The organism is Phaeodactylibacter xiamenensis (assembly GCF_965229835.1).
In the GTDB taxonomy this organism is placed as follows: Bacteria; Bacteroidota; Bacteroidia; order Chitinophagales; family Saprospiraceae; genus Phaeodactylibacter; species Phaeodactylibacter xiamenensis.
The window spans coordinates 3960658-3984588 of the sequence record NZ_OZ245931.1 but is presented as its reverse complement, the minus strand read 5'-3'; the positions used below and the strand labels follow the sequence as shown (position 1 = coordinate 3984588).

The 23931-nt window shown below is 54.9% G+C and carries 21 protein-coding genes; 4 read left to right on the top strand and 17 right to left on the bottom strand.

Going from position 1 to position 23931, the window contains the following annotated elements:
* Positions 1-2: 2 nt before the first annotated feature.
* From ACO08I_RS15040 to ACO08I_RS14970, 15 genes are all read right to left on the bottom strand, one after another.
* Positions 3-1778: a V-type ATP synthase subunit A gene (locus ACO08I_RS15040; protein ID WP_282773680.1), complete on the bottom strand. Its 1776-nt coding sequence runs from the start codon at positions 1776-1778 to the stop codon at positions 3-5.
* A complete protein-coding gene (locus ACO08I_RS15035; RefSeq protein WP_282773679.1) occupies positions 1775-2596 on the bottom strand; it encodes a DUF2764 family protein in 822 nt (273 codons plus the stop codon). The genes ACO08I_RS15040 and ACO08I_RS15035 overlap by 4 nt, the downstream gene beginning before the upstream one ends.
* Before the next feature lie 27 nt (positions 2597-2623).
* Positions 2624-3232: a hypothetical protein gene (locus ACO08I_RS15030; protein WP_282773677.1), complete on the bottom strand. Its 609-nt coding sequence runs from the start codon at positions 3230-3232 to the stop codon at positions 2624-2626.
* A 23-nt stretch (positions 3233-3255) separates the two neighbouring features.
* Positions 3256-4002 carry a succinate dehydrogenase/fumarate reductase iron-sulfur subunit gene (locus ACO08I_RS15025; RefSeq protein WP_282773676.1) on the bottom strand — a complete coding sequence of 249 codons (747 nt, stop codon included), beginning with the start codon at positions 4000-4002 and terminating at the stop codon, positions 3256-3258.
* Complete coding sequence (locus ACO08I_RS15020) at positions 4002-5918, bottom strand: fumarate reductase/succinate dehydrogenase flavoprotein subunit (RefSeq protein ID WP_421946342.1); 1917 nt, start codon at positions 5916-5918, stop codon at positions 4002-4004. The genes ACO08I_RS15025 and ACO08I_RS15020 overlap by 1 nt, the downstream gene beginning before the upstream one ends.
* Positions 5915-6607, bottom strand: coding sequence for a succinate dehydrogenase cytochrome b subunit (locus tag ACO08I_RS15015; protein ID WP_044217600.1), 693 nt, complete (start codon positions 6605-6607; stop codon positions 5915-5917). Before ACO08I_RS15015 ends, ACO08I_RS15020 begins: the two co-directional genes overlap by 4 nt.
* A 288-nt stretch (positions 6608-6895) precedes the next feature.
* Positions 6896-8197, bottom strand: coding sequence for a sensor histidine kinase (locus tag ACO08I_RS15010; protein WP_282773672.1), 1302 nt, complete (start codon positions 8195-8197; stop codon positions 6896-6898).
* Entirely contained in the window at positions 8187-9557 is a 1371-nt protein-coding gene (locus ACO08I_RS15005; protein ID WP_421946341.1) for a sigma-54-dependent transcriptional regulator, read from the bottom strand. Before ACO08I_RS15005 ends, ACO08I_RS15010 begins: the two co-directional genes overlap by 11 nt.
* A gap of 42 nt (positions 9558-9599) precedes the next feature.
* Positions 9600-10772, bottom strand: a complete 1173-nt coding sequence (locus ACO08I_RS15000; protein WP_421946340.1) for an ABC transporter permease — start codon at positions 10770-10772, stop codon at positions 9600-9602.
* Positions 10769-12109, bottom strand: coding sequence for an ABC transporter permease (locus ACO08I_RS14995; RefSeq protein WP_421946339.1), 1341 nt, complete (start codon positions 12107-12109; stop codon positions 10769-10771). Before ACO08I_RS14995 ends, ACO08I_RS15000 begins: the two co-directional genes overlap by 4 nt.
* 22 nt (positions 12110-12131) lie before the next feature.
* On the bottom strand, positions 12132-12797 hold the full coding sequence (locus tag ACO08I_RS14990; RefSeq protein ID WP_044217590.1) for an ABC transporter ATP-binding protein: 666 nt from the start codon (positions 12795-12797) through the stop codon (positions 12132-12134).
* Positions 12798-12818: 21 nt separating this feature from the next.
* On the bottom strand, positions 12819-14246 hold the full coding sequence (locus ACO08I_RS14985) for a TolC family protein (RefSeq protein WP_421946338.1): 1428 nt from the start codon (positions 14244-14246) through the stop codon (positions 12819-12821).
* 41 nt (positions 14247-14287) lie between these two features.
* Entirely contained in the window at positions 14288-15538 is a 1251-nt protein-coding gene (locus tag ACO08I_RS14980) for an efflux RND transporter periplasmic adaptor subunit (RefSeq protein ID WP_421946337.1), read from the bottom strand.
* 289 nt (positions 15539-15827) lie between these two features.
* The gene (locus tag ACO08I_RS14975) at positions 15828-17357 is read right to left on the bottom strand and encodes a T9SS type A sorting domain-containing protein (protein ID WP_421946336.1); all 1530 of its coding nucleotides are present in this window, start codon (positions 17355-17357) and stop codon (positions 15828-15830) included.
* Positions 17358-17414: 57 nt separating this feature from the next.
* The gene (locus tag ACO08I_RS14970) at positions 17415-17831 is read right to left on the bottom strand and encodes a T9SS type A sorting domain-containing protein (protein WP_421946335.1); all 417 of its coding nucleotides are present in this window, start codon (positions 17829-17831) and stop codon (positions 17415-17417) included.
* A 222-nt stretch (positions 17832-18053) separates the two neighbouring features.
* On the opposite strand from ACO08I_RS14970, the gene ACO08I_RS14965 reads away from it, so the two are divergent.
* From ACO08I_RS14965 to ACO08I_RS14950, 4 genes are all read left to right on the top strand, one after another.
* Positions 18054-18578 (top strand): DUF4920 domain-containing protein, encoded by a 525-nt coding sequence (locus tag ACO08I_RS14965; RefSeq protein WP_421946334.1) that lies wholly within the window; start codon positions 18054-18056, stop codon positions 18576-18578.
* 265 nt (positions 18579-18843) lie between these two features.
* Positions 18844-19437, top strand: a complete 594-nt coding sequence (locus ACO08I_RS14960) for an HD domain-containing protein (RefSeq protein WP_044217531.1) — start codon at positions 18844-18846, stop codon at positions 19435-19437.
* Positions 19438-19636: 199 nt separating this feature from the next.
* Positions 19637-21058 (top strand): cytochrome c peroxidase, encoded by a 1422-nt coding sequence (locus tag ACO08I_RS14955; protein WP_421946333.1) that lies wholly within the window; start codon positions 19637-19639, stop codon positions 21056-21058.
* Positions 21059-21141: 83 nt separating this feature from the next.
* A complete protein-coding gene (locus ACO08I_RS14950; RefSeq protein WP_421946332.1) occupies positions 21142-22281 on the top strand; it encodes a mechanosensitive ion channel family protein in 1140 nt (379 codons plus the stop codon).
* On the opposite strand, the gene ACO08I_RS14945 is transcribed toward ACO08I_RS14950, so the two are convergent.
* Together ACO08I_RS14945 and ACO08I_RS14940 are read right to left on the bottom strand one after the other, a co-directional pair.
* Positions 22278-22961: a hypothetical protein gene (locus ACO08I_RS14945; protein WP_421946331.1), complete on the bottom strand. Its 684-nt coding sequence runs from the start codon at positions 22959-22961 to the stop codon at positions 22278-22280. The two genes, ACO08I_RS14950 and ACO08I_RS14945, sit on opposite strands and share 4 nt — an antisense overlap.
* A 154-nt stretch (positions 22962-23115) precedes the next feature.
* Complete coding sequence (locus ACO08I_RS14940; RefSeq protein WP_044217526.1) at positions 23116-23931, bottom strand: DUF4249 domain-containing protein; 816 nt, start codon at positions 23929-23931, stop codon at positions 23116-23118.

Sequence of the window (23931 nt, the reverse complement as noted above, 5' to 3'; positions counted from 1 at the left end):
TTTTAGTTTGCTTGTTTACGCTCAGCCAGGGTGTCTTCCAGCTCCTTCATATTCTGGTTGAAGGCTTCCGACTCGAACTCCGAGTAGTTCATCTGCTTCATGGCATTGATAACCCGCTTGAAGTAGGGGTTGATTGCCTCGTAGCCCTCAAAGCTCAGCGGCGTAGCTACCACATCGAGCACTTTGTTGACCATATACTGCTGCCGGTCCATAGGTGTGCGGGCATCCACCTCGTCGAAGGCGTTTTGTTGGAGAATGATCTCGTCCACCACTTCAGACCTCCAGAATACCAAGTGAGTATCAATGGATACACCGTCATCACCAAGGATATTGATCTGCTCGGCGGCTTCCTTGCCCCGCAGCAGGATATTCTTTAGCTCGTTGACCTTTTCGGTCCAGCCTTCTTCAATTTGCTCGTTCAGGACCCGCTGCAGTTCGGGGTATTCCAGGTATTTGGAATAGCTCTCGATGGGGTCAATGGCCGGGTAGCGCTTACTGTCGGCCCGGGACTGGGAAAGGGCATAAAAACAACGTGCCACTTTCTTGGTCGATTCCGTAACCGGCTCCTTGAGGTTACCACCGGCAGGGGATACCGTACCGATGAAGGTGATCGAGCCGGTCTCTCCGTTATTGAGGTACACATAACCCGCCCGTGCGTAGAAGTTGGACACGATAGCCGGAAGATCCATCGGGAAAGCATCCGGGCCTGGTAGTTCCTCCATCCGGTTCGACATCTCCCGGAGCGCCTGTGCCCAGCGGGAGGTGGAGTCGGCCAACAGCAGCACTTTCAGCCCCATTGAGCGATAGTACTCGGCAATCGACATTGCGGTGTAAACAGAAGCTTCCCGTGCCGCCACCGGCATATTGGAGGTGTTGGCAATAATGGTGGTCCGCTCCATGAGCTTACGGCCGGTCCAGGGGTCTTCCAGCTCGGGGAATTCCACGAAAAGGTCGACTACCTCGTTGGCACGCTCGCCACATGCGGCCACAATTACAATATCGGCTTCGGCCTGCTTGGAGATCGCCTGTTGCAATACGGTCTTTCCACTGCCAAAAGGGCCAGGGATGAAGCCCGTACCGCCCTCCACCATAGGGTTGAGGGTATCAATGGTACGCACGCCGGTTTCCAGTAGTTGGAACGGGCGTGGTTTCTCCCGGTACGCCTTCACCGCCTGTTTTACAGGGAATTTTTGGAGCATGCTCACTTTATACTCGGTCCCGCGCTCATCTTTGAGCACAGCAATGGTATCCTGAACTTTGTAGTTGCCGGCCGGCATCACTTCCTCCACGGTATAGCGCCCTTTCATTTTGAAGGGTACCATAATTTTGTGGGCAATACCGTTTTCGTCTACCTTCCCGAGCCAGTGCCCGGCGGTGGCTTCGTCCCCGGCTTTAGCCAAAGGTTCGAAAGCCCATTCCTTTTTCAGGTCGAGGGCGGAGGTGTAGTCGCCCCTTTGCAGAAAAATGCCGCTCATGGTGCTCAGGTCGTGCATGAGGCCATCATAATTGCAGGAAAGAATGCCCGGGCCAAAGGTAGCCTCCAGCATGTGCCCTTCAAAGCGCACCTCCATGCCGGGCCGGAGCCCGCGGGTACTCTCAAAAACCTGCACATAGGCTTTGTCGCCCATCACTTTAATGACCTCTGCCATCAGGGAGGTATCACCGTGCTGTATGAAGCAGATTTCGTTTTGCCCAACCGGGCCGTCCACTTCCACGAGGACGAGGTTGGAGATGATGCCGTTGACACGGCCTGTGGTATGTTGCTGCGTTGCCGTCATGAGCGTTCTATCTTTTGTTCCATTTCGGAAATGAAGCTGCGTACCCGTTCCTGCCCGGCCTGCGGGTCAAGAGAAAGCCACCGCTGCAGCATACGGAGCTGCAACAGATAGCCCAGCACCACTTCTATGCTGAAGTAGTGGAAGGTCAGCTGTTCGTCTATATAATTCCACTGTACGCGGTCGATATCCTTTTCGCGGATCATGAGGTCCTCGCGTTCCAGTTGATTGAGTAGTTTCGGTAGATAGGGGTAATCGGTGCCCAGCCCAAAGTCGCGGGCGCGGGATTTTTTCAGCGCCTCAATATTTTCGCCCTGACCGATTAGTTGCCCTTCGCCCTGTAGGGCATAATGGCGGATATTCCAGGCCGCAAGAATATTGCGCAGGCCGCGCTCAAATACAAGCCAGTCGTGGAGGAAGCCTTCCGTTTGCCGGAGTGCGGCCCCGTAGTATAGCCCGGATAACTGATTGGTCCAGCTTTGCTCCGGGTGGATGGGCTGCTCGCTTTGGTACGCCCGGTAAAACCGGTGCATGTATTCTGGTAGCCCGTTTTCTGCCTTGAGGGCTTCCTGCATTTCCGCTTCTGAAAATTGCCCCAGCGTATCCCAGTCGCCAGACTGTTCTCCCAGGAGCAGGAGCAGGTTGCGGTTGTCATGGGGGCGCAGCAGGATGCGGACGAGTTTAAAGTCATCAGGCTCAAGCGCCTCTTCCAACTGCGCCACAAAGTCCACCATCGTGTATGGCGCCCGGCTTTGGTCGAGCACCATCTCCGGTAAACTGGAGATGAGGTAGAAGTAATCGCGTTTTTGCAGTTGGCTCATGTTTTGCTTTGTGCTGGTGTATAAAATCTAGCCTTCGCCGTATAAAAGGGTTTTGGTCCGGGGCCGCAGGAAGTCGGCAAAGAAAGCCTGAAAATCTTCTTCGGTGAATGACACCACATAGCTGCCATTCGCCGGACCAATACGGAAGCCTTCTGCAAGGGAAGGCGCGGGTTTGACTACAAGGCCCTCCTTCAGGCTTTCCTGAGCCAGGGCGGAGAAGAAGTCAAAAAGCTCTTTTTCCCGCTCCGGCGAGAGGTGCAGTGCTGCGCCCTGCTCATCCTTCTGCCACTGTTCGATCAGTGACTGTATCACATCCTTGAGAAAGGATTTATCACTAAAAGCGGCCTGCGTTGGGGCAGTTGTCGCTTTTGCAGTGACCAATTCTGTAATGCGCTGCTGCAGGGCTTCCACCGTTTGCTCTGCGGATAGCTTTAGCTCAGAAGTGACGTTGCGTTTCAGCTCCTCCGCATCCTGTTCGGCCTGCTTACGGATTTCTTCGGCACGGCGCTGGGCAGCAGTAACGATGTCCTCGGCTTTTTGCTCGGCATCGTTGATGAGGCTGTTGGCTACCTCCTGCCCTTTGTCTACGCCCTCCTGCTGAATCTTTTCGAGTAGGGATTGAAGCTTTTGTTCCATAATATTGGTTGTCTTGCCGGGTGCTATTTCTCGAGCACCGCGGCTTTGTTGTATTCAAAATTCATGCGGGCAATGTGCTCGATGGAGATCTCCTGCGGGCATTCGACCTCACAGGCTCCGGTATTGGTACAGTGCCCAAACCCTTCGGCTTCCATTTGCGCGACCATCTTTTCTGCCCGTTCGGGAGATTCCGGCTCGCCCTGTGGCAGCATGGCCAGGTGGCTGACCTTTGCGCCGGTAAAGAGGGCAGCAGAGGCATTTTTGCAAGTCGCCACACAGGCACCGCAGCCAATACAGGCGGCAGCATCAAAGGCATCCTCCGCGGTTTGGTGCCCGATTGGAATGGCATTGGCCTCTGGCGCATCACCAGTACGGGTGGAAATAAAGCCCCCGGCCTGAATGATGCGGTCAAAAGCGGAGCGGTCGATGCGCAGGTCTTTGATCACTGGAAAAGCGCTGGCCCGGAACGGCTCCACATAGATGGTATCCCCATCCTCAAAGTGCCGCATGTGCAGCTGACAAGTAGTCGTTGCTGACATCGGGCCGTGTGCCCGCCCATTGATGAAGAGCCCGCATTGCCCGCAGATGCCTTCCCGGCAATCGTGGTCAAATTCTATGGGGTCATCCCCGGAGCGGATCAGTTTTTCGTTCAGGACATCAAGCATTTCGAGGAAGGACATCTCCGGGTTGACATCCGGAAGGTTGTAGTCCACCATTTTGCCTTTTGCCTGGGCGTTTTCCTGCCGCCATATTTTGAGTTGTATCTTCATTACTTGTAACTTCTTACGCTAGGTTGAATGGTTTCAAACTCCAGTTCTTCACGATGGAGTACCGGCTCCTGATCCGCGGCCGCATATTTCCAAACGGATACGAACTGGTATTCTTCGTCCCGACGTTCGGCTTCGCCCTCTGCCGTCTGGAACTCCTCCCGGAAGTGAGCCCCGCAAGACTCGTCCCGGGTAAGGGCATCGTAGCACATCAGCTCCGCCAGTTCGAGATAGTCAGCAACCCGGCCGGCTTTTTCCAGCTCGGTATTGACGTGTTCAGAGGTGCCGGGTACGCGGAGGTTTTCCCAAAAGTCGGCCCGTAGCGCCCGGATTTTTTCGATAGCGCTTTCCAGCCCCTCTTTTGTACGCTGTACTCCGCACTTATCGTAGAGCAGCAGGCCCAGTTCCTTATGGTAATCGGTAGCAGTACGGTTGCCTTTGATGTCGAGGAAACGTTGCAACTGCTCCCGGACCTGCGTTTCTGCTTCTGCGAAAGCGGGGTGATCAGTGCTGATCTTGCCCGCCCGCAGCTCATCCGCCAGATAGTTGCCGATGGTGTACGGCAGAATAAAGTAGCCATCCACACAAGCCTGAAGCAGGGAGTTGGCGCCCAGTCGGTTGGCCCCGTGGTCGGAGAAGTTGCACTCTCCGATGGCATAGAGCCCCGGAATGCTTGTCATGAGCTCATAGTCCACCCAAAGCCCGCCCATAGAAAAGTGGGCAGCCGGGGAGATCATCATTGGCCGTTGGTAGGCGTTATGCCCGGTAATTTTCTCATACATCCGGAAGAGGTTGCCGTAGCGTTCCCGGATCGTATCCTCCCCGTACTCCTGAATGGCGTGGGCAAAGTCGAGATAGACCGCGTTGCGCTGCGGGCCGACGCCAAATCCGGCATCGATGCGTTCCTTAGCAGCACGGGAAGCGATGTCCCGGGGTGCGAGGTTGCCGAAGGCCGGGTAGCGGCGCTCCAGGTAATAATCGCGCTCGTCTTCGGGGATGTCGCCTGGTTCGCGAGGGTCATTTTCTTTTTTGGGCACCCAGATGCGGCCGTCATTGCGCAGGGATTCCGACATCAGGGTGAGTTTAGACTGATAGTCGCCCGATTGCGGCAGGCAGGTGGGGTGGATCTGTGTCCAGCTTGCGGAAGCAAACCCCGCGCCTTTTTTATGCGCCCGCCAGATGGCCGAGCCGTTACAGCCCATCGCCAGGGTGGAGAGGTAGTAAATTTTGCCATAGCCACCGGTGGCCAGCACGACCGCATGAGCAGCGTGGCGCTCGATCTCACCGGTGTCCAGGTTGCGGGCGATGATGCCTCTGGCCTTGCCATCGATGAGTACGAGCTCCAGCATTTCGTGACGGGAGAAGAGTTCGATATTGCCCTCGGCCACCTGCCGGTTGAGGGCAGAATAGGCCCCGAGGAGTAGTTGCTGCCCGGTTTGGCCTCGGGCGTAGAACGTACGCCGGACCTGTACCCCCCCAAAGGAGCGGTTGGCCAGGTACCCACCGTACTCGCGGGCAAAAGGAACGCCCTGCGCGACAGCCTGATCGATCAGGTTGGCAGAACATTCCGCCAGGCGATAGACATTGGCTTCGCGCGCCCGGAAGTCGCCCCCCTTGAGGGTATCATAAAACATCCGGAAGGCGCTGTCGCCATCGTTCTGATAGTTCTTGGAGGCATTCACACCACCCTGTGCTGCTACGGAGTGTGCCCGGCGGGGACTGTCCTGGAAGCAGAAAGACTTGACTTTATAGCCCATTTCCGCAAAGGAAGCAGCGGCAGAGCTGCCTGCCAGGCCGGTGCCCACGACGATGATGTCCAGTTTCTTTTTATTGTTGGGGCTCACGAGGCGGCAAGTCGCTTTGTAGCGGTTCCATTTCTCCTGTAGCGGGCCCTCTGGTATTTTCGCGTCTAATTTCATGGCAGGGGCTGGTTTTGGATGAAGTACATGTAGATAGGGATGATGGTAAAGCCGGCGGTTATAATAAAGGTGTACCCATAGCCGGCCCATTTGACCCAGCGGTTGTATTTGCTGTGGTATAGCCCCAGGGTTTGAAATGCACTATGGAAGCCGTGCAGCAGGTGGAAACCCAGCACCAGCATAGCCGCCACGTAAAGGGCAACATACCATAACTGCTGGTAGGCAACGGCGACTATAGTGTAGAGGTCCTTGCGCCCTTCAGCGTCCAGCGGCATTTCGGTGAACTTGTACTGAAACCAGAAGTCGCGCATGTGGATGATGATGAAGGCCAGGAGCAATGCCCCCAGCACGCCCATATTGCGTACGTACCAGGGCGTGACCTGTCCCCGCTTGTCGTAGGCATAGCCTTGTGCGCCGCGTGCCTGTCTGGCCCTAAGGGTCAGGATCAGTGCATATACCGCGTGGGCGATGATACTGGCGTACAGGGCGTAGGAAACGATCTTAATGAAAATATTGTGGGACAGCAGCTCTGAGTAGTGGTTGTACTGCACCTGAGCTTGTTCGGCGGGCAGAAGGAGCTGTAGGTTGCCGGCAAGGTGAATCACTAAAAACAGGCACAGGAACAATCCGGTGAGCGCCATAAGGTTCTTGCGCACGACGCTGTCCCTGAGGAATAGGCTTCGGCTCATGTTTTGTTTGTTTTGCGATCTAGGAAAAGAGGTTTTTCGTTCTCTTTTCGTTCTGGACTTAAAGCTAAGGGCCATCGCTAAAAGGGGGGGTGACAATTGTCATCACAGGGGGGTGAGAGTTGTCAAAAATCAAAAAAAACATGGGCGCCTGCCTTGAAAATATAGAGCACTTTAGTCGTGCGCGCGTTCATCAACTCAGGCTGTATCCGCAGGAGCAGCGGAGACCGTGCATTACCATAGCATACCTAAGGCTGATAAGCCCCAACGCTGGAAGTCTGTTGTTGGAAATCAATGAAAGCGGATCCGGCACTCCGTCCACCCATTGGGCAGGGTTTCCAGCTCACAGCGGCCACCATGCTGCCGGGCAATTTCCTTGATGAGGGTCAGCCCTATGCCCTGACCTTCGGGCTTGGTACTGTAAAAGGGGGACATCCATTCCCGTTCGGCACCGGGAGGGAGCCCCGGCCCGTTATCCGCGACGATGATTTGTGCCGGGCTGGCTGAGAGGATCAGCTTTACCGTGCCGCCCCTGCCTAACGATTCCAGGGCGTTTTTGACCATGTTGACCAGGGCTTGTTCGATTTGCTCTTCGTCGATTTCAAGGCGAATGGGATGATCGGGCACCACCAATTCCAGAGCGGTACTTTGTCGTTGTGCCAGGGGGAGCATCAACTGCTTTACGCGCTTCAGTACCTCGCCTGCAGCTACCCACTCCCGATTGGGCTCGGGCAGGCGGACGACCTCAGCAAAGTTGCGCATAAACTGATTGAGCTTCTGATTGCGCTGATGGGCAACCTCAAGCGAGGCTTTTATATCTTCGGCAAACTCGTCACCGGGCACTTCAGGGTAGGCTTCAATGGTACTCTGCAGAATGGAGTTGATGGCACCAATGGAGTTGTTGACCTCGTGGGCCATCATGCGGATGACTTTGGCGTACGCCCGCTTTTCGGTGGCCAGCATTTCTTTGGATAGCTCCTGTATCATGAGGAACCTGCGGTTAAAGCCCCGGTGGACAAACTGCACCACTTCACATCGGTAACGCTCCTGCCCTTTTCCGGAAAGAATACCCGATTGTCCGGAGTCCCACCCGGCAAGCTCCTTTAGCATAGGGTGGTTGATGGCTTCCAGCTTTTGCCCGATCGGCGGATTGCGCAGCCCCAACAGCTCAAGCCCCATCGGGTTGATTTCCGTAACGTGCCCGTCGTAATCAAGGAGGACGATACCTGCCGGAGAGGCCTGTATCAGCCGGTCCAGAAAAAAGTGCTGCTCCTGCACCTGCCGCCGTTCCTCCCTGATGTGGTCCAGCATCTGATTGTAGACCTTGACCAGGCGGTCCATCTCTGCAGAGCCCGTAGGCCGGAAACGGACGGAAAAATCCTGGTCTTTGATTGCGTCAATGCCCGTGCCCAGGAGCCGAAGCGGGCGGGTGAACTTTCGATACAGAATGTAGGAAAGCACGAAAGAGAGAAGCAACCCCAGTTCTACCAAAAGGAGCCAGGCTACCGTTTCTTCCAACAGCAGATACGCCAACAGCCCCAGCAGTCCATGCAAGAGGGCTATGTACAGGAAATACTGCCAGTTAAGTCGCATAGGGGATTCCGTATTTTTGTAACCGGCGGTATACCGCAGACCGGGTCAGCCCCAGGTCCTGAGCCACGAGGGTGATGTTGCCATCGTGGTGGCGCAGCGTCCGGCGGATCATTTCCACTTCCATTTCCTCCAGCGAGGCTTTGCCGACTTCGGGCAGGGGCAGGCCGCCCTGCAATTGGCCCGTTGCCGGCTGGTAGAGCTGCTGCAAATCTGCGGCTTCCAGTGCAGCCGTTCCGGAGACAAGCACGCTGCGTTCAATGAGGTTGCGCAGCTCCCGGATATTGCCGGGGAAACGCTGTTGCCGCAGCCATTTTTTGGCACCCGGGCTCAGGTGCAGTTCCGGGCGCTGATAATTGCGCTTGAAGGTTGCCAGAAAATGATCGGCCAGCAGGGGGATATCACCGGGGCGGTCCCGCAGTGGCGGCAGGGTGAGCTTAATGAGGTTGATGCGGTAGAACAAATCTTCCCGGAAAGTCCCCTCTGCGACCATGGCGGAAAGGTCTTTGTTGGTGGCGCTGATGACGCGGCAGTCTACCCGGAGCGTCTCGCTGCTGCCCAGGGGCTCAAAGGTCTTCTCCTGCAGTACCCGGAGTAGTTTCACCTGATTGGGCAGGGGCAGGTCACCGATCTCATCCAGAAAAATACTGCCGCCATTGGCTTTGGCAAACCGCCCTTCGCGCTCAGCGATGGCATCGGTAAAGGCTCCTTTCTTATGCCCGAACAGCTCGCTCTCGAACAAGCTGGAGCTAATCCCCCCAAGATTGACCCGCACAAAAGGCGCCTGCTGCCGCTCCGACTGATAGTGGATGGCTTCTGCCAGGACTTCCTTTCCGGTGCCGCTTTCGCCCAGGATCAGCACACTCGCGTCCGTTGGACTGATGCGTTTGGCTACCGCCAGCGTCTCCAGGAAAGCCGGATCTTCACCTACGATGTGTTCAAAGCCTATATTAGAAGGTGTGGGTTCGTCTGCCGGGGTTTGCAAATCCAGCAGCGTTTTGATGGTTTTCAGCAGCGCTTTGTTGTCCCAGGGCTTGGCGATGAAGTCGCGGGCCCCGAGCTTCATACCCTCCACCGCCAGTTGGACGGTCGCCCAGGCGGTCATCAGCACCACCGGAATTTCCGGGTGTTTGGCTTGTAGTTGTTGCAAAACCCTCAGCCCCTGCCGCCCCGATGTGTCAATGGTGAAGTTCATGTCCAGGAGGATAAGGTGGGGCAGTGTTTTGGCCATCGCCTCCTCCATGTCCTGAGGCCGGTTGATGGAAGCGGTGCTGTAGCCTGCCCGTTTGAGCAGCAGCTTCATCGAAACGCAGACCGCTTCGTCATCGTCGATGATCAGGATATGGGCTGAATTGGGTTTCATAGGATGAAAAGTAGTTAAATTATGTGGGATAGGAGGCTTTTTTTACTCTTCGTGCAGCACAATCGCAGGCTGCAGTCGTCCGGCTTCCTGCGACGGATAGAAGGTGCAAAGCAAGACCAACCCAATGATGAAGGCTGCACCCACCCCCATGGCCACATAGTAGTCAAAGGCTTCGATTTCACCTTCCAGCACACCCATCAGAGGGAGCTGTACCGCAAAGACAGCCCCGAGCAAAAGAGCGAGCAGGCTTACGATCATGATTTCTCCTACAAACTGCAGGCTTACTTCCGTCCGGCTCGCGCCAAGGGTACGCCGGAGCCCTACTTCCGCCCGCCGCTTACTGATGTTGTACCAGAGTACGCCAAACAGGCCCAGCGCTACGTTAAGCACCAGAAATCCGCAAATACTCAGCATACTGACCATAGGTACCCATACGCTGCGGGCAGCCTGATCCCGGCTTTTTTGCAGGTGTTCAATGGTAAAGTCGCTCTTGCCGGTGACATCGGCGACGATGCGGTTGACTTCCTCCTCGAAAGCGACCGGTGTGCCCGGTGCGAGCAAAAGGTGAAGGTTGGGCATGTCAATAGCGGAGGAGGGCTCGTAGAAAAAGGTCACATTGTACTCCGGGGAGAAATCGCCGTGGTACTTGTAATGGTCCACTACACCGACGATTTTATTTTCCCCGTCAATCGTGTACACGCTGTCCTGCAAATTACGGCCCTCAAAGCTTTCGTCGTATAGTTTTTTGCTGATGACTACCGGCTTGTACCTGGCGTCCCGGTCTGTTTCGTTAAACCAGCGGCCTTGTACCAGTTTCAGCCTGGCGGCATCCTTATAATGCTCATCGGCAAATACCAGGTGGGTTTGGATCATAAAACCGTTGTTGTCGTTGTTGGTCGACCAGATCGACCCACTGAAGGGGCTCACGTCTCCACCGTAGGAGGCTGCTTCTATCTGTGGCAGGGCCAGCAATTCTTCCCTCAGCCTGACTTTGGTTGCCGAGGCTGCCAGGGTGTCTTCGGCATCGTAGAAATCCAGGTGGACGATCCAGGTGTTTTCGGTTTCAAACCCCAGAGGCGTGCTGAACAGGCGCAGGTTGCGGGTCACCCAGGTCAGCACCAGAAAAAGGATGGCAAAGGCGAAGAAAATCTCGAGGAACAACAGGGCATTGCTCCGCTTCTTGTTCCAGACCAGTTGGAAAATATGGCGTATCATAGGTTGTTGAATTTTATGGCGTTCACGATATGAAGTTTGGACATGCGGTAGGCGGGCAGGAGGCCGGAAAGGATGCCAAATACAAGGCAGATCAGCAGGCTGTACAGGAAGACAGCGGTGTTGAACTGCAGTTGGGTATCGCCCAGCACCTGACTGTCATTGACGAGGTAGATCAGGGCAAGGGCAAAGAGCCAGCCCAGGATACCGCCCAGGAAAGTCAGCACGACATTCTCAAACACAAGCTGTGCCAGGATGCTGCCGGAATGGGCGCCAAAAGCCTTACGCACCCCGATTTCTGCGGAGCGCTCCATGGCCCGGCTGATGTTCAGGTTGATCAGGTTGAGGGTAGGCAGGAGGATAAACAACAGCATAAGGCCGATGGCTACCAGGGTAAACATTTGCAGCGCGCCTTCCGGGTCGTCCTGTACCGGCATCATGTAATAGGCATACAGCCCGATCACGGTAGCCGGCATGAGCTCCAGCTTATTGTAGTCTTCCGGGTTAGGCAATGGGATACGGTCGGCTTTTTGGCGGATCGATTCTACGATTGTTGCGCGTGCCTGCGGGCTTTCTGCCAGAAAGACAGCTGCAAATGGGCCGTGGAAGCCAGTTTCCGTCAGTGCAGACCCTGACATCAGGGTGAGTGGCAGGTATACCTCTGAGGTCACGTAATCTTTGGAGTTGGAAGGCTGCTCCACGATGCCGATGACTTCCAGTTGTTTCCCATCCATCTCGATACTGCGGCCGACTACCTGTTCTGTTGTCCCAAAGTAATCCACGGCGGCTTTGCGCGACAGCACGGCTACTTGTACCTGCCGCTCCACCTCAGAAGGCTGGAAAGAGCGCCCCGCCAAAAAGTTGAAATCAAAAATTTCCCAGTAGGTGGCGTCGCTGTACAGGGTTTTAAAGTTGAGCTTTTTGCCATTGATGAAAATATCAAATTGAGTGTCTGAGCAGAAGAAACTGTGTGCCTCCGCTCCCGGAATATCGCGCATGTAGCGGTCCAGAAAGGAATAGCTCAGGGAAGAGGAGGAGTAGCTGTTCTGCCGCTTCTTACCCACCGTGAAGGTGCTGTCGTAAGCAGGCTGCCCATCGAGCATCGTGGTGTCTACAGACCAGGTAGTGTCGGTCACCATCTGCTTCATGATGAGGCGGGGCAGGAGGACCATGCGGTCTTTTTCGGTCAGGGGCGGATGGCTGCCCAGCTCGGTCTCCAGGAAGGAAGTTGTCACCATCAAAATCATCAGGGTGAAGCTGATGCCGAAGAGGCTGATGAAGGTGAAGAACCGGTGCCGCCCCAGCACCTTGATCGCTAATTTGAAATAACTGCTAAACATAAGAAGTTCGTTTTACAGGGTTTTAGGATACTTGCTGTCCATCAAAAAGGCGGACGAGGCGGTGGGTTTTGCGGGCCATGGTCTCATCGTGGGTGACCATGACGATGGTCGTGCCCTGCTCCTGATTGAGGCGCATGAGGATGTCCATGATTTCGTTGCCCATGGCGGAGTCCAAATTTCCCGTAGGCTCGTCAGCCAGAATGATGCGCGGCTGCCCGACGATGGCCCGGGCGATGGCTACCCGCTGCTTCTGACCGCCCGACAATTGCGAGGGGAAGTGCTTCATGCGGTTGCTTAGCCCGACTTGGGTGAGAGCCGCTTCAGCCATCTGCCGGCGCTGCTTGCCCGATACTTTGCGGTAAATCAGCGGCAACTCCACATTATCGATGACCGACAGCTCATTGATGAGGTGGAAGCTCTGGAAAATGAAGCCCAGTTGCTCATTGCGAAAACGGGCCGTGGCTTTGGAGTGGTAATTGCCCACCAGCTTCCCGGCAACCTTGACCTGCCCGGTAGTGGGCTCATCAATCATTCCCATGATGTTGAGCAGGGTGCTTTTGCCGCAGCCGGACGGGCCCATGATGGATAGGAATTCGCCCTCCGGAACTTCGATGTTGATGTTGTCCAGGGCAGTGGTTTCAATGACTTTGGTCTGATAGACTTTGGTGATGTTTTCAAGCTGTATCATGGCGTAGGTATTTTTGAAAATTTAAAATTCGATTAAAGTCAGCCGCTGCAGTTCGTAGTAGGCCTGCCAGTAGTCGCCCAGGGCGAAAATATAGGTGCGCATGGCCAGGTCTTTCTCCTGCTGACTGATGATGAGATTCGTGATATCAATGCCGCCGAGGCGGTAGCTTTCCAGTGCGATGCGGAAGCGCTCCTGTGCCAGGTTGGTCAGGGATTGTGCCAGTTGTACCTCCTGCTGCAGGTTTTGAACCTGCTGCAAGGTCTGCCGTACATCGGTCTGAAAATCCAGTTCTTCCTGTTGGACCTGCCGCTGCTCGAGTTCGAGGCGGGCCTGCTGCAGGGCTACGCGGCTACGCTGTGCGCCCCAGTCCAGTATAGGTACGCTCACTTGCACCTGTATCAGCTGTTCGTTCAGTGGCGACTGGTAAATCTGCTCCAGGTCCTGAGCTGAACGGGTCCAGCCCACAGAAGCGATCAGGTCAGCCTGAAAGCCGCCCTGCCCTTTGGCGCGGGCCACTTCCTGTTCGGCTTCGAGGATGCGGCGGGCGTAGCGGTCGAGCTCCGGGCGGTTTTTGAATGCTTCGGCAATGGCTGCTTCCGGTTCAAGGGTGACTTCGGGAGGCGTGCCCGGGCGTTTGGGATAGGGCAGGTCTGCCTCCGGCGACAAGCCGAGGAAAGCCCGGATTTGAGCCGCCCGGTCGCGGTAGGTCTGCTCCGCATTGCGGCGGCTGCGCTGTGCAGAAAGCAGGCTGACCTGTAGTTGTATCAGGTCGCTGTCCGAAATTTTGCCCAGGTTATGTCGTTCCTGTGCGATTTCGAACAGCTCCTGATTGCTTTCCTGATTGGCAATAGCGATGTCGAGTTCCGTACGGGCATAAAGGAAATTAAAAAACAGTCGGGTGGCTGCGGTACGGATGGTAGCCCGGTCGGCGCGGTATTGCTTCTGCGCTTCGGTCAGGCGTACGGGCGCCAGTTGTTGCGCCCACTTTTGCTCGTTGAAGCCAAACAGGGGTTGTGCCAGCCCTATGCGGACGGGTATGCCGTTGTAGAGGGAGTTATTCCCTTCAAAGTCATCGAAGCGCTGCAGGTTGCTCTGCACAAACAGGGTGCCGCCGGTAGCCGGGATGGCCTGTGTGAGGCGGAGCCCCAGGGCGCTGTTATTGTTACGGATGGGCTGGAAGAGCACCGTGCCATTTGGCTGTACAATTTCACTTACGGTTCGCTGGTAGTTGGGGAGATTGGCGCTTGCCATAAGCTGTGGGCGCTGGCTGGCGCGGAACAACCGGAAGTCCAGCTCTGCCAGTTCCAGGCCTGTTTCAGCTTGCTGCCGGTCCAGGCTGCGCGCTTCGGCCAGTTGGAGGAAGGCTTCCAGTTGCAGGCTATCGGGCAGTACCTGCGCCAGGAGGGCGATAGGCAGCAGGCTGAGGTATAGGGTGATGATTCGTTTCATGGCTCAAGTTTTGATCGCTTTTGAATAGGAGTTGCAGGCGCTTATTCTTCCAGCTTGATCTGCTCCAGGTGTTCGTATGCGGCCATATCGGAAATGATGACTTGCTGACCGGGCTGCAGGTCGGTTTCCAGCAGCTCCACGTAGTCGACACTAGTGAGGCCAATGCGGGCTTCCGTGCGGCGGGCTTCCTTGCCGTCCACGACAAATAGCGGCTGTATGGTTTTGCCCCGGAAGGCCGGCCCGTTTTTCAGGCGCAGGGCTTGCTCGCGGGCATTGGCAATCAGGAAGACCTCCACGCGGCGGTTGGGGCGCAGTTTGGGGTGGTCGGGCTCGTCCAGCTCGACGATGAAGGCGACGGTATTGTTTTCCACTGCCGGCAGGATAGTGGAGATGCGCCCGTTCAGATCCGTTTGATTGATGCGCACCCGTACCGGCAGCCCGATTTTGACCTGAGCGGCATAGCGGTCGGAGCAGGTCGCCTCGATGCGGTAGCGCTGAAGGTCGGCCAGACGGACCAGGAGTTCGCCTTCGCTGACCTGCTTGCCGAGATCCTCATTAATCCAGGTGATGACACCAGAGCGGGGTGCGATGACGCTCGTTTCCCGAAGCTTTCGGGAGAGCTCACTGCTTTTCTTTTCCTCCATGCGGACTTCAAGTTCCAGGTTGCGGCGGTCGCCGGGCAGGACCTGTTCGCGGAAGCGCAGTTCGTTGTCCAGTTTTTGCTTTTCCAGGCGGGCGATGTCGAGCTGCAGTTGAGCCTGATCGACTTCCTCCGGGGTAGCGGAGCCGATTTCACGCAGGCGCTTGGTGTCTGCCAGTTGAGCTTCCAGGCTGGAGATTTGCAGGGCTTTGATTTCGCTTTCGTAAGCCAGGTCCTGAATGTTTTTGTCGTACTCGTGCCGTAGCCGGGTGATTTTGTTCTTCTTCAGCTCCAGCTGATCGGCCAGCGATTCGTACTGCAGGCGGATGTACTCCTCATCAAGTTGGAGAATGGTATCCCCTCGCTCCACCTGATCGCCCGACTGCCGGCGGACCTCCTGAATAGCAGCGGTGACAGGGGCGGTGAGTTGCTGCTCAAAGGCCGGTACGACCAGCCCGGAAGCGGTGATGGCTTCTTCCACTTTGCCCACCTCAACGGTAGCGGTTTGAAAATCTTTGCGGTCCAGCTCTTTGGTGAGCATGCTGCGCAGCACAAACAGGGCGCCAACTAATACAGCAATCAGCCCGGTAATGCGGAGGGCGTTTTTGCCCAGGCGGCGCTTTTTCTTGGTGTCAGATATTGGTCGGTCCATCTCTCAGGTATTGTTTTGCTGAGAGGGGTGCAGGAGTCGTGCCAAAAATAGAGGTGTTGATTAACAGGGTTTTACGCTTTCGGGTTTTTGCTACCTGTTCGATATCGGACGGTTGGTGTTTGGAAGTGGGCGTTGGGGTAGTTCAAACAACGTGGGATGGAAGCCTTAATTGGGTTTGCATAGCCGCCTTACCCACGCACCGTGCATCAGGCCTTCCATCTTTTTGAAGCATGCATTGAAACGCTTAACCATATGCTCACTGAGAGCCTCCGGTGAGCGCTGTTGTTAGTTACCTGCCTGTTATCACCAGCTTCTTCACGCCCGTCCATCCATCAACTCCTGTAACCCTGCAAAAGTAAGTCCCGCTGGGCAATGCCGCTGTTTCCAGCAACACATGCTGTGCGCCTTCTCCTGCTGTTTGCTGTAGTACCGGCTGCCCCTGAAGGCTGTAGAGGGTGACATTTGCCCGGCCGGAAAGCGGGGTGCTGAACTCCACCGTAATAAGCCCGGAGGTAGGGTTGGGGTAGAGGCTGAAGCCGGACCCGGCCTGTGGAGGCACCGTAGGCGTGCTCACCACCGTTTCGCAGGGCGGAGGCGGTGCCTCGCCGGGGATTAGGGGGCCGAGGCGATAGTTGGGGAAATTGGGCAGAGCAGTATCGTGCCAAAAAGGTAAATCTAAGGCATGTTGTTCAACAAAACAAGCTGTGCCTCTCTCATTAGGCTGGTGGATGATATGGAGGGTTTTCACATTGGCAAAAGTGTTGATATAAATTTTACAGTCTGGCGCTAACAGTGCATTTCCAAATGTAGTAGCAAATAACTCTTGATTGCCATCGTAAACTGCGACAACGGTGCCGGAAGCTTCAATATCCGGTGCCATGAGGTCAAACTGCATAATGGTATCAAAGGCGCTGACGTAGCACAGCTCAGAATTGGGGGAAAAGGCAACCCCGCCTAGCGCATTCACGTCCGGTATGGGGATATGCTGAAACGCACTCAGCGCCCCGGCCTGCCGGTCAAGTTCCATGAGGAAGAGCCCGTCGGCACTGTAGCGGGCGTAGTAGCGGCCATCGGGGGAGAAGTTGGCCTGGCCGCCTCTTGATCCACTATAGGAAGCTGGCGGGCCCATTGAATCTATATGAGAAAACGCAGCGCCCGTATTATCGAGTAGAAAAAAAGCATATTCTGGTGATTGATCCAAAGCGTTCACAATCCACCAATCTTCCCCATTGGCATGCTTCACTGCCGTTAATTGCCCTCCCACAGTAGGCTCCTCAAAAAGGACAACATTTTTCTCCACTACCCGGCCCAGCCCCTGATTGGCGCTCATATCCACCACAGAATAAAGGATACGGTCGGTGATGACATCAAAGACCGGCTCTTCCTGATAAATGATCCGCTTGTGGAAGAGGTAGTAGAGGCTGTCGCTGCCCGGCATGGGCAGGATTAAGCTGCTTTGACGGCCGGCGGTGTAGCCATATCCTATTTCTTCGCATTGGAGTTGGTGAACCGCTCCAGGGTTTATACTGTCTCCATTTTCCATGACATAATGAGCAGTGTTGTAGATGTCGCATCCATCGGTATAAAATTGCAAAACGCCTTCTTGGTCTGCGATGGATGTACTGCTGACGAAAAAACCACCACCAGTTCTTATACTGTCCACCTTTACCGGAGAAAAATTAAAATCAAGTATGCTCGCTTCGATTCCTGGCTCACCAGCATCACTATCATATCCCTGCAACCAGATGTAATCGTGCTTTTGTGCTGCTCCCGCTACTACGCATAGCAGAAAACCAATTGCATATAAATACTTTTTCATGGTATACGCTTTAGTCAGCAAGGGCTATTCGCTAAAGCTACGGATAGCCCTCACACTTTATAACTTCACCAACTTCTTCACGCCCGTCACTCCATCACCCCCTGTCACCCTGCAAAAGTACGTCCCGCCAGGCAGAGCCGCTGTTTCCAGCAGGATATGCTGTGCGCCTTCTCCTGCCGTTTGTTGTAGTACCGGCTGCCCCTGAAGGCTGTAGAGGGTGACACTGCTCCGGCCAGTGATCGGCGTGTTAAATTGTAGCACCGTAAGACAGGAGGTGGGGTTGGGAAAGAGCGTAAAGTCAAGCGGTTCGGTTGCTTTTGGCGCCCGCAAGGCAGCATTGGGCTGGCAGAGCGCAGCATTGTCAAAACGGTGGGTAGGGTCAGCAAGGCGGTAGAGGCTGCGGGCCCGGAAGACGGCATCGCCTCCGGAGAGGGGGCCAACCCAATTCCTGTTGTGGTGGTTTTGTAGTCTCATTTCGCTCAAACTCTGTTTGTTAATCTTTAAATATAACGAAAACATTATGGCTTGACAATCCTGTAATGAAATAAAAGGTGCTTATTCAGGACTATAACCCACCGAACTGTCCATCCCCTCATCCGACAATTCCTTCATATAATATTGGCAGCCTGCTCCAGAGCCCGTATCTTTGCGCTGCAAAGCCTCAAAAGGCCGTAAAGAAATCAAAATCAAGAAATCATGTTGAAGAAACTATTATTTGCCGGCACCTTTGCTGCCCTCCTGTTTTCCTGTAATTCCGAAAGCGCTCCGGCGGAAGAAGCGGCTACTGAAACCACAGAGGCAGAAGCACCTGCCGAACCGCAAACTTTTGGCGAAGCTATCACTGCCGATGGTGCCATTTCTTATCAGGACCTGAGCAGCAAGATGGAAACTGAAGCTGCAGACTCCGTAGCCGTTAAGTTTACCGGTACGGTACAGGAAGTTTGTCAGGCCAAAGGCTGCTGGATGACCATCGCTTCTGACGATCCGGACGCAGAGCCCATCATGGTACGCTTTAAGGACTACGGCTTCTTCATGCCTAAGGACATCGCTGGACGCAAGGTCATCATGGACGGCTACGCCTTCGTGGAAGAAACACCAGTAGACGAGCTGCGCCACTACGCTGAGGACGCAGGCAAGTCACCGGAAGAAATTGAGGCCATCACCGAGCCTAAAAAGGAAACAAAGTTCCTGGCGAGCGGTGTACTGCTGCTGGAGGAATAGAAATTCATATTTCAGACAGAACGGAATCGCGATCGGGGCAACAACTGCTGCGGTCGCGATTTTTTTATTGCCCGCAAACCCAAAAAAATCCCACCCTGCATAAGAATTGCCACTTCCGTTTCGTTAAAAGACCCCTGAAAAGGACCTTCCCCGGCTTCGTGCGCAAGCACTCCCCCTTGCGTAATCCGTGCGAAGTGGTTATTTTAGGAGCCGATCATCAAACGAACAGCAGGAAACCAACCGGTACCGGCATTAAAGCTAAACCATGAATTTTCACGCAGCGAAAGCTTTTATCCTCGACAAACTGGAATCCGAACTTAGCAATCAGCTCTATTACCATGGCATTCATCACACCCTTGATGTACTGTACACCGTGGAGGAGCTCTGCTATTACGAAAAGGTGACCCCCTACGAGGAAATGCTGCTGAAAACGGCCGCCCTGTTCCACGATTCCGGCTTTACCATCTCTGCACAGGAGCACGAGCGCCTCGGCTGCGGTATCGCCCGCGACCACCTGCCCCGCTACGGCTACAAACCACAGGAAATCGAGCGCATCTGCGGTATGATTATGGCTACTAAAATCCCGCAGACCCCCAAAAACAAGCTGGAGCAAATCATGTGCGACGCCGACCTCGACTACCTCGGGCGTGATGATTTCTACGATATCGGGCGTACCCTTTTTGAGGAGCTCAAAGCCTCCAATGTACTCACCTCCGAGGAGGCCTGGAACCGCATTCAGGTCAGTTTTCTGGAACAGCACAGCTTTTTTACCCGCACCAACCGCAAGCGCCGCGCCCCAAAAAAGCAGCGCTACTTATCTGAATTAAAGGAACTTGTAGCCGAATACGAAAAAAATTAGTGCGCAAAGCAGCGCATCGGGCTGCCCGGCCGTTTACGTTATAGTTTGATGATATAGGCGTAAATTTTGTAAGCAGCCCCTGGCTACACTCACTAGTTTTAATTGTAGGGGCTGCCTACTTTTCTCTCCCGCTCTTTTCCCTGTTTAAACTTTCCTATTTTTGTCTAGTCAAAAGGTGACACAAAAACACCTTACTGCTATGACTATGCCCCGGATGGTAACCCTCACTGCTGCTTTCGCTTTATTGTTGGCCCTCACGGCTTTTGGCCCCGATTTTGACCCTGTCGGTAATGATTGCCTGACCCTGCCGGAAGAAGCGCCGTTCAATTATGCCAACCTGCCTTTGCCGCTTTTCTTCAATGCGCCCCCCATTCAGGGTGCGGATAATACACCCGCTGATAATCCCGTCACCGATGAAGGGGCAACCCTGGGGCGGGTCCTCTTTTACGATACCCGCCTGTCGGTCAACCAAACGGTAGCCTGCGCCTCCTGCCACAAACAGGAACTCGCCTTCTCGGATGATGCCACGCTGAGCGAAGGTTTCGATGGGGAACATACCGCCCGGCACTCCATGGGGCTGAGCATGGCTAAGTATTATCCCAACGGGCATTTCTTTTGGGATGAGCGGTCCGGCACCCTGGAAGAACAGGCGCTGTTGCCGATTCAGGACCCCGTGGAAATGGGACTTACGCTGGACGAACTTATTTACCGTCTGGAAACCACGGAGTTCTATCCGTCCCTTTTTGAAAGTGCCTATGGTGATGCTGCAATCACAGAAGACCGCATTGCCCGGGCGCTCGCCCAGTTCATCCGCTCTATGGTCAGCTATCAGTCCAAATGGGATCAGGGGCGGCAGCAGGCCCCTCCGGGCCCGCCGAATCAGGGCCCGCTGCCCAACTTTACGGATCAGGAGAACCTCGGCAAAGCCGTCTTTTTTGATCCGGAATTAGGGAATTGCGCCGTTTGCCACGGAACAGATGCTTTCATTGCGTCCGAAGCGCGCAATAACGGACTGGACACCGATCCCTCCATCGACCCGGGCCTGGGAGGTGTAACGGGCATCCCGCAGGAAATCGGGCTTTTCAAGGTGCCTTCCCTCCGGAATATCGGGCTGACAGCCCCCTACATGCACGATGGCCGCTTCGAAACGCTGGATGAAGTGGTGGACCACTACAACAGCAACGTACAGCCCCATCCCAACCTGTCTCATCAGCTCCGCATAGGTCCCAGCGGGCCACCCCGCCACCTCGACCTGACGGAGGAAGAACAGGAGGCCCTCGTCGCCTTTCTCCACACCCTGACCGATGAAGCCTTTATTGCGGATGAGCGCTGGTCGGACCCCTTCTGTGGTACGCCTTCTTCTACGCTGGAGCCATTGCCACAACAAGGATGGACGGTTTTCCCCAACCCTGCCGGCTATACCTTTACCGTGCGCCTGGACAACTGGTCGGGGCAGTCGGCTCAGCTCCGGTTAATGAACAGCAACGGGCAGCAACTCCGCTCCTGGACGGTCTTCCAGCCGGTACTGCAACTCCACCGCCAACAACTGGCGCCGGGCTTGTACTATCTGGTACTGCAGGGGCAAAACGGGGCATCCACTCAGCCCATTGTCTTCGAATAATCAGCCAGGATCGAACAAAGCCGGGCAAAAGACGAGTTGTATCTGTAGTACCCTATTTTGGATAACCTCTAAAAAGCCTGTCTATGTTTGACCAACTTTTAGCAACCTCTTATGCCTGGCTACTCCCCTTGATACAGCTTGTACTGGCAGGGCTTGCGGGCTTCCTGCTCTTTTGGGGCATTTTTAAAGGGATCCACTGGTACGGAGAGCGCCGGGACAGCCTGCCTTTTCAATCCTTTAACCGGAATCTCCGCCGCCCTGCCCGCTTTCTGGGCGTGGTGGTCGGGCTGAATATAGCCATAGCCTTTATTGAAGTAAGTGAACGGGTAGCAGGCAATCTCAGCATCTTGTTTGAAAGCCTCATTTATGTATTCGGTGGCTGGGCATTGATCGAACTGACCGATGTGGTGAGCGATTTGGTCCGCGACCGCTACCGCCTCACCAAGGAGAATAACCTGACGGAGCGCAAAATCATCACACAGTTTCAGTACATCAAGCGGGTGGTTTCTGTGGTGGTATTCATTGTAGCGGTAGCCTTCATTCTGTTGCAATTTGATAAGGTACGGGAATTGGGTACCGGCCTGCTGACCTCAGCCGGCGTAGCGGGTATCATCATTGGTCTGGCCGCCCAAAAGTCGATTGCGAACCTACTGGCGGGCTTTCAGCTGGCCTTTACACAGCCTATCCGGATTGATGATGTTGTGATCGTAGAGAACGAGTGGGGCCGGGTGGAGGAGATTACGCTTACCTATGTGGTCGTCCGCATTTGGGATGAGCGCCGTCTTGTCGTCCCCCTGAACTACTTTAACGAAAAGCCTTTCCAAAACTGGACGCGCAGCTCTTCACAGCTCCTGGCCTATGTATTTTTATACACTGACTACCGGGTGCCGGTGGATGCCTTACGGCAAAAATTCACAGCGCTACTGAAGGATAATCCGCTCTGGGACCAACGCGTCAACGTGGTGCAGGTCACGAATGCCGACCGGCACACCATGGAAATACGGGCGCTCGCCAGTGCCCGCAATGCATCGGAAGCCTGGGACCTGCGCTGCCAGGTCCGCGAAGGGCTGATTACCTTCATACAAAAAGAGTACCCCGAAAGCCTGCCCCGGACACGGGTGGAATGGGTACCGTTCAAAGAAGGTACAAATGCACAGAACGGTGCACCGGAGTTCACTTCCCAGGGCGAGCCTTCCGGGGGGAAAGGCGGTACACCGGATTAATTCTTAAGCGATTTCGCTCTCGCCCTGGCTTGTTCCACAATCTGCTTTTGCTTGTTGACGGCTTCGGCTTTCATCTGGGTTTCCTTTTGAGCACTGCCCAGTGTTTTCTTTAACTCCGCAAGCTCGGCTTCCATTTCCTTGATGTCCTCAGCGATATCCTCCTCTTCTTTGCGGGTATCCTTGAGCGCCTTTTCCATGTCCTTGAGCTTGTCCTCTTCTGCTTCCAGGGCTTCCTCGGCGTATTCCTTCATCACGAAATTGCGGAAGCCTTCCAGCCAGTTGCGGGCACCCTCCATACGGTCAGGGTGGGTAGCGGAGGACAGGTAAGCGCCGCCCAGGTCAAACCAGATGGTCACGATAGCGCCAGGTGCCGGCTTCTTGGATTTTACCGTGGAATAAATGTCAATCGTATTGGCGCTGATGGCTTCGATCTCGGCATTATCGCCAAAGTATTCGCCGGCATCATTCTTCTTAGGCTTGCGGGCATCAAAGTCCTTTTGGTAGTCCACCCACAGGTCAGCGATGTCATCGGCTTCACCAATTTGAAAGTCCACCAGGAAACTGTTGTGTACGCCCTTGCTCATGGAGCGTTCGCCTTCTGCAAAGGGCTGCCCAAGGGCCATGCCAAAGCTGAAGGTCAGTAATGCGAGTACGAGCATGTTCTGTTTTAAGTGTAGCATAGTTTTTGTTTTTTTGACGGCTGAAACGGCGATCGTCACAATCCGTTGCTTTTGCTACTGCTTTAACGGACGGTCTGAGTAGGTGTTCAAAAAACAAAAGCCCGGTGCAAAAAGGGCTGCACCGGGCTATGCTACTTCTTTTGTTGAAAAAATGCTACGGGTTAACCTCTGTCTCCAGCGTATGCAGGACCGAAGCCTGGAAGTATCCTAATGCTCCGCCTTCGATATTGGTCCGCACATTGGCGGGCTGCCCGCTAAACATGCCGCCATCGTTGTTGATATTGGAACTGAGATCGAGATAGTACCGGTACGCCTGCCGGGTAATGGGGTACATCTCCAGTTTTGCTTTGTCTGATGCGGCGTAGTAAAGCGGAGCCGGGAGTGCCTGAATATTGCCTCCCAGTATGGTATCGTCATACGCGAAAATCCAGCTGCCGTCATTCGTGAAAAGGGTGTCATTGCGGTAAAACTTGAACAGGTAAAAGTTTTGGGTCTCCTGTGGCTCCTTACCGTAGATGAGGACTTCGTAGAACCGGCCTTCCTCTTCCGGGTCGGCTTTTTCGGCAGGATCTTCCCGCACGGCGAGGCTGTCCAGTGGCGGCACGTCCTGCATCACTTCCTCAGCAGTGTAGGTTTGTCCGTCCACTTCCACGTGAAGGGTGTAAGTAATGCCGGGTGTTCCCGCGAAGGGCTCCGCAGGTACATAGTAGCCGGGCGTACTTTCTGTATAGTCCATCACATAGCCATACGCATCCGAAACGCTTACCGATGCTCCACTGACGGTGGGCACTTTTTCTTTTGCCCCAAAGGGAATGGTCCGGGTGAGCTGTACATACTGCCGGCCTGGCTGATTGGTAACCAGGGCCTCTATGATGAGCCTGGGCTCAGCCTGCTGAATGTCTAACTCGACGACTTCATCGCAGCTGCTTAGCGCAATAACAGACAGGAAAATAATGATGATATTTTTCAT

Excerpts from the sequence above, each read along its gene's own strand:
- ACO08I_RS14945 (WP_421946331.1), bottom strand. The coding sequence starts at position 22,961 with ATGCTACACTTAAAACAGAACATGCTCGTACTCGCATTACTGACCTTC.
- ACO08I_RS14960 (WP_044217531.1), top strand. The coding sequence starts at position 18,844 with ATGAATTTTCACGCAGCGAAAGCTTTTATCCTCGACAAACTGGAATCC.
- ACO08I_RS14955 (WP_421946333.1), top strand. The coding sequence starts at position 19,637 with ATGACTATGCCCCGGATGGTAACCCTCACTGCTGCTTTCGCTTTATTG.
- ACO08I_RS15020 (WP_421946342.1), bottom strand. The coding sequence starts at position 5,918 with ATGAAATTAGACGCGAAAATACCAGAGGGCCCGCTACAGGAGAAATGG.
- ACO08I_RS14995 (WP_421946339.1), bottom strand. The coding sequence starts at position 12,109 with ATGTTTAGCAGTTATTTCAAATTAGCGATCAAGGTGCTGGGGCGGCAC.
- ACO08I_RS15000 (WP_421946340.1), bottom strand. The coding sequence starts at position 10,772 with ATGATACGCCATATTTTCCAACTGGTCTGGAACAAGAAGCGGAGCAAT.
- ACO08I_RS14980 (WP_421946337.1), bottom strand. The coding sequence starts at position 15,538 with ATGGACCGACCAATATCTGACACCAAGAAAAAGCGCCGCCTGGGCAAA.
- ACO08I_RS15015 (WP_044217600.1), bottom strand. The coding sequence starts at position 6,607 with ATGAGCCGAAGCCTATTCCTCAGGGACAGCGTCGTGCGCAAGAACCTT.
- ACO08I_RS14965 (WP_421946334.1), top strand. The coding sequence starts at position 18,054 with ATGTTGAAGAAACTATTATTTGCCGGCACCTTTGCTGCCCTCCTGTTT.
- ACO08I_RS15025 (WP_282773676.1), bottom strand. The coding sequence starts at position 4,002 with ATGAAGATACAACTCAAAATATGGCGGCAGGAAAACGCCCAGGCAAAA.
- ACO08I_RS14985 (WP_421946338.1), bottom strand. The coding sequence starts at position 14,246 with ATGAAACGAATCATCACCCTATACCTCAGCCTGCTGCCTATCGCCCTC.
- ACO08I_RS15005 (WP_421946341.1), bottom strand. The coding sequence starts at position 9,557 with ATGAAACCCAATTCAGCCCATATCCTGATCATCGACGATGACGAAGCG.
- ACO08I_RS14970 (WP_421946335.1), bottom strand. The coding sequence starts at position 17,831 with ATGAGACTACAAAACCACCACAACAGGAATTGGGTTGGCCCCCTCTCC.
- ACO08I_RS14940 (WP_044217526.1), bottom strand. The coding sequence starts at position 23,931 with ATGAAAAATATCATCATTATTTTCCTGTCTGTTATTGCGCTAAGCAGC.
- ACO08I_RS14975 (WP_421946336.1), bottom strand. The coding sequence starts at position 17,357 with ATGAAAAAGTATTTATATGCAATTGGTTTTCTGCTATGCGTAGTAGCG.
- ACO08I_RS15035 (WP_282773679.1), bottom strand. The coding sequence starts at position 2,596 with ATGAGCCAACTGCAAAAACGCGATTACTTCTACCTCATCTCCAGTTTA.
- ACO08I_RS15030 (WP_282773677.1), bottom strand. The coding sequence starts at position 3,232 with ATGGAACAAAAGCTTCAATCCCTACTCGAAAAGATTCAGCAGGAGGGC.
- ACO08I_RS15010 (WP_282773672.1), bottom strand. The coding sequence starts at position 8,197 with ATGCGACTTAACTGGCAGTATTTCCTGTACATAGCCCTCTTGCATGGA.
- ACO08I_RS14990 (WP_044217590.1), bottom strand. The coding sequence starts at position 12,797 with ATGATACAGCTTGAAAACATCACCAAAGTCTATCAGACCAAAGTCATT.
- ACO08I_RS15040 (WP_282773680.1), bottom strand. The coding sequence starts at position 1,778 with ATGACGGCAACGCAGCAACATACCACAGGCCGTGTCAACGGCATCATC.
- ACO08I_RS14950 (WP_421946332.1), top strand. The coding sequence starts at position 21,142 with ATGTTTGACCAACTTTTAGCAACCTCTTATGCCTGGCTACTCCCCTTG.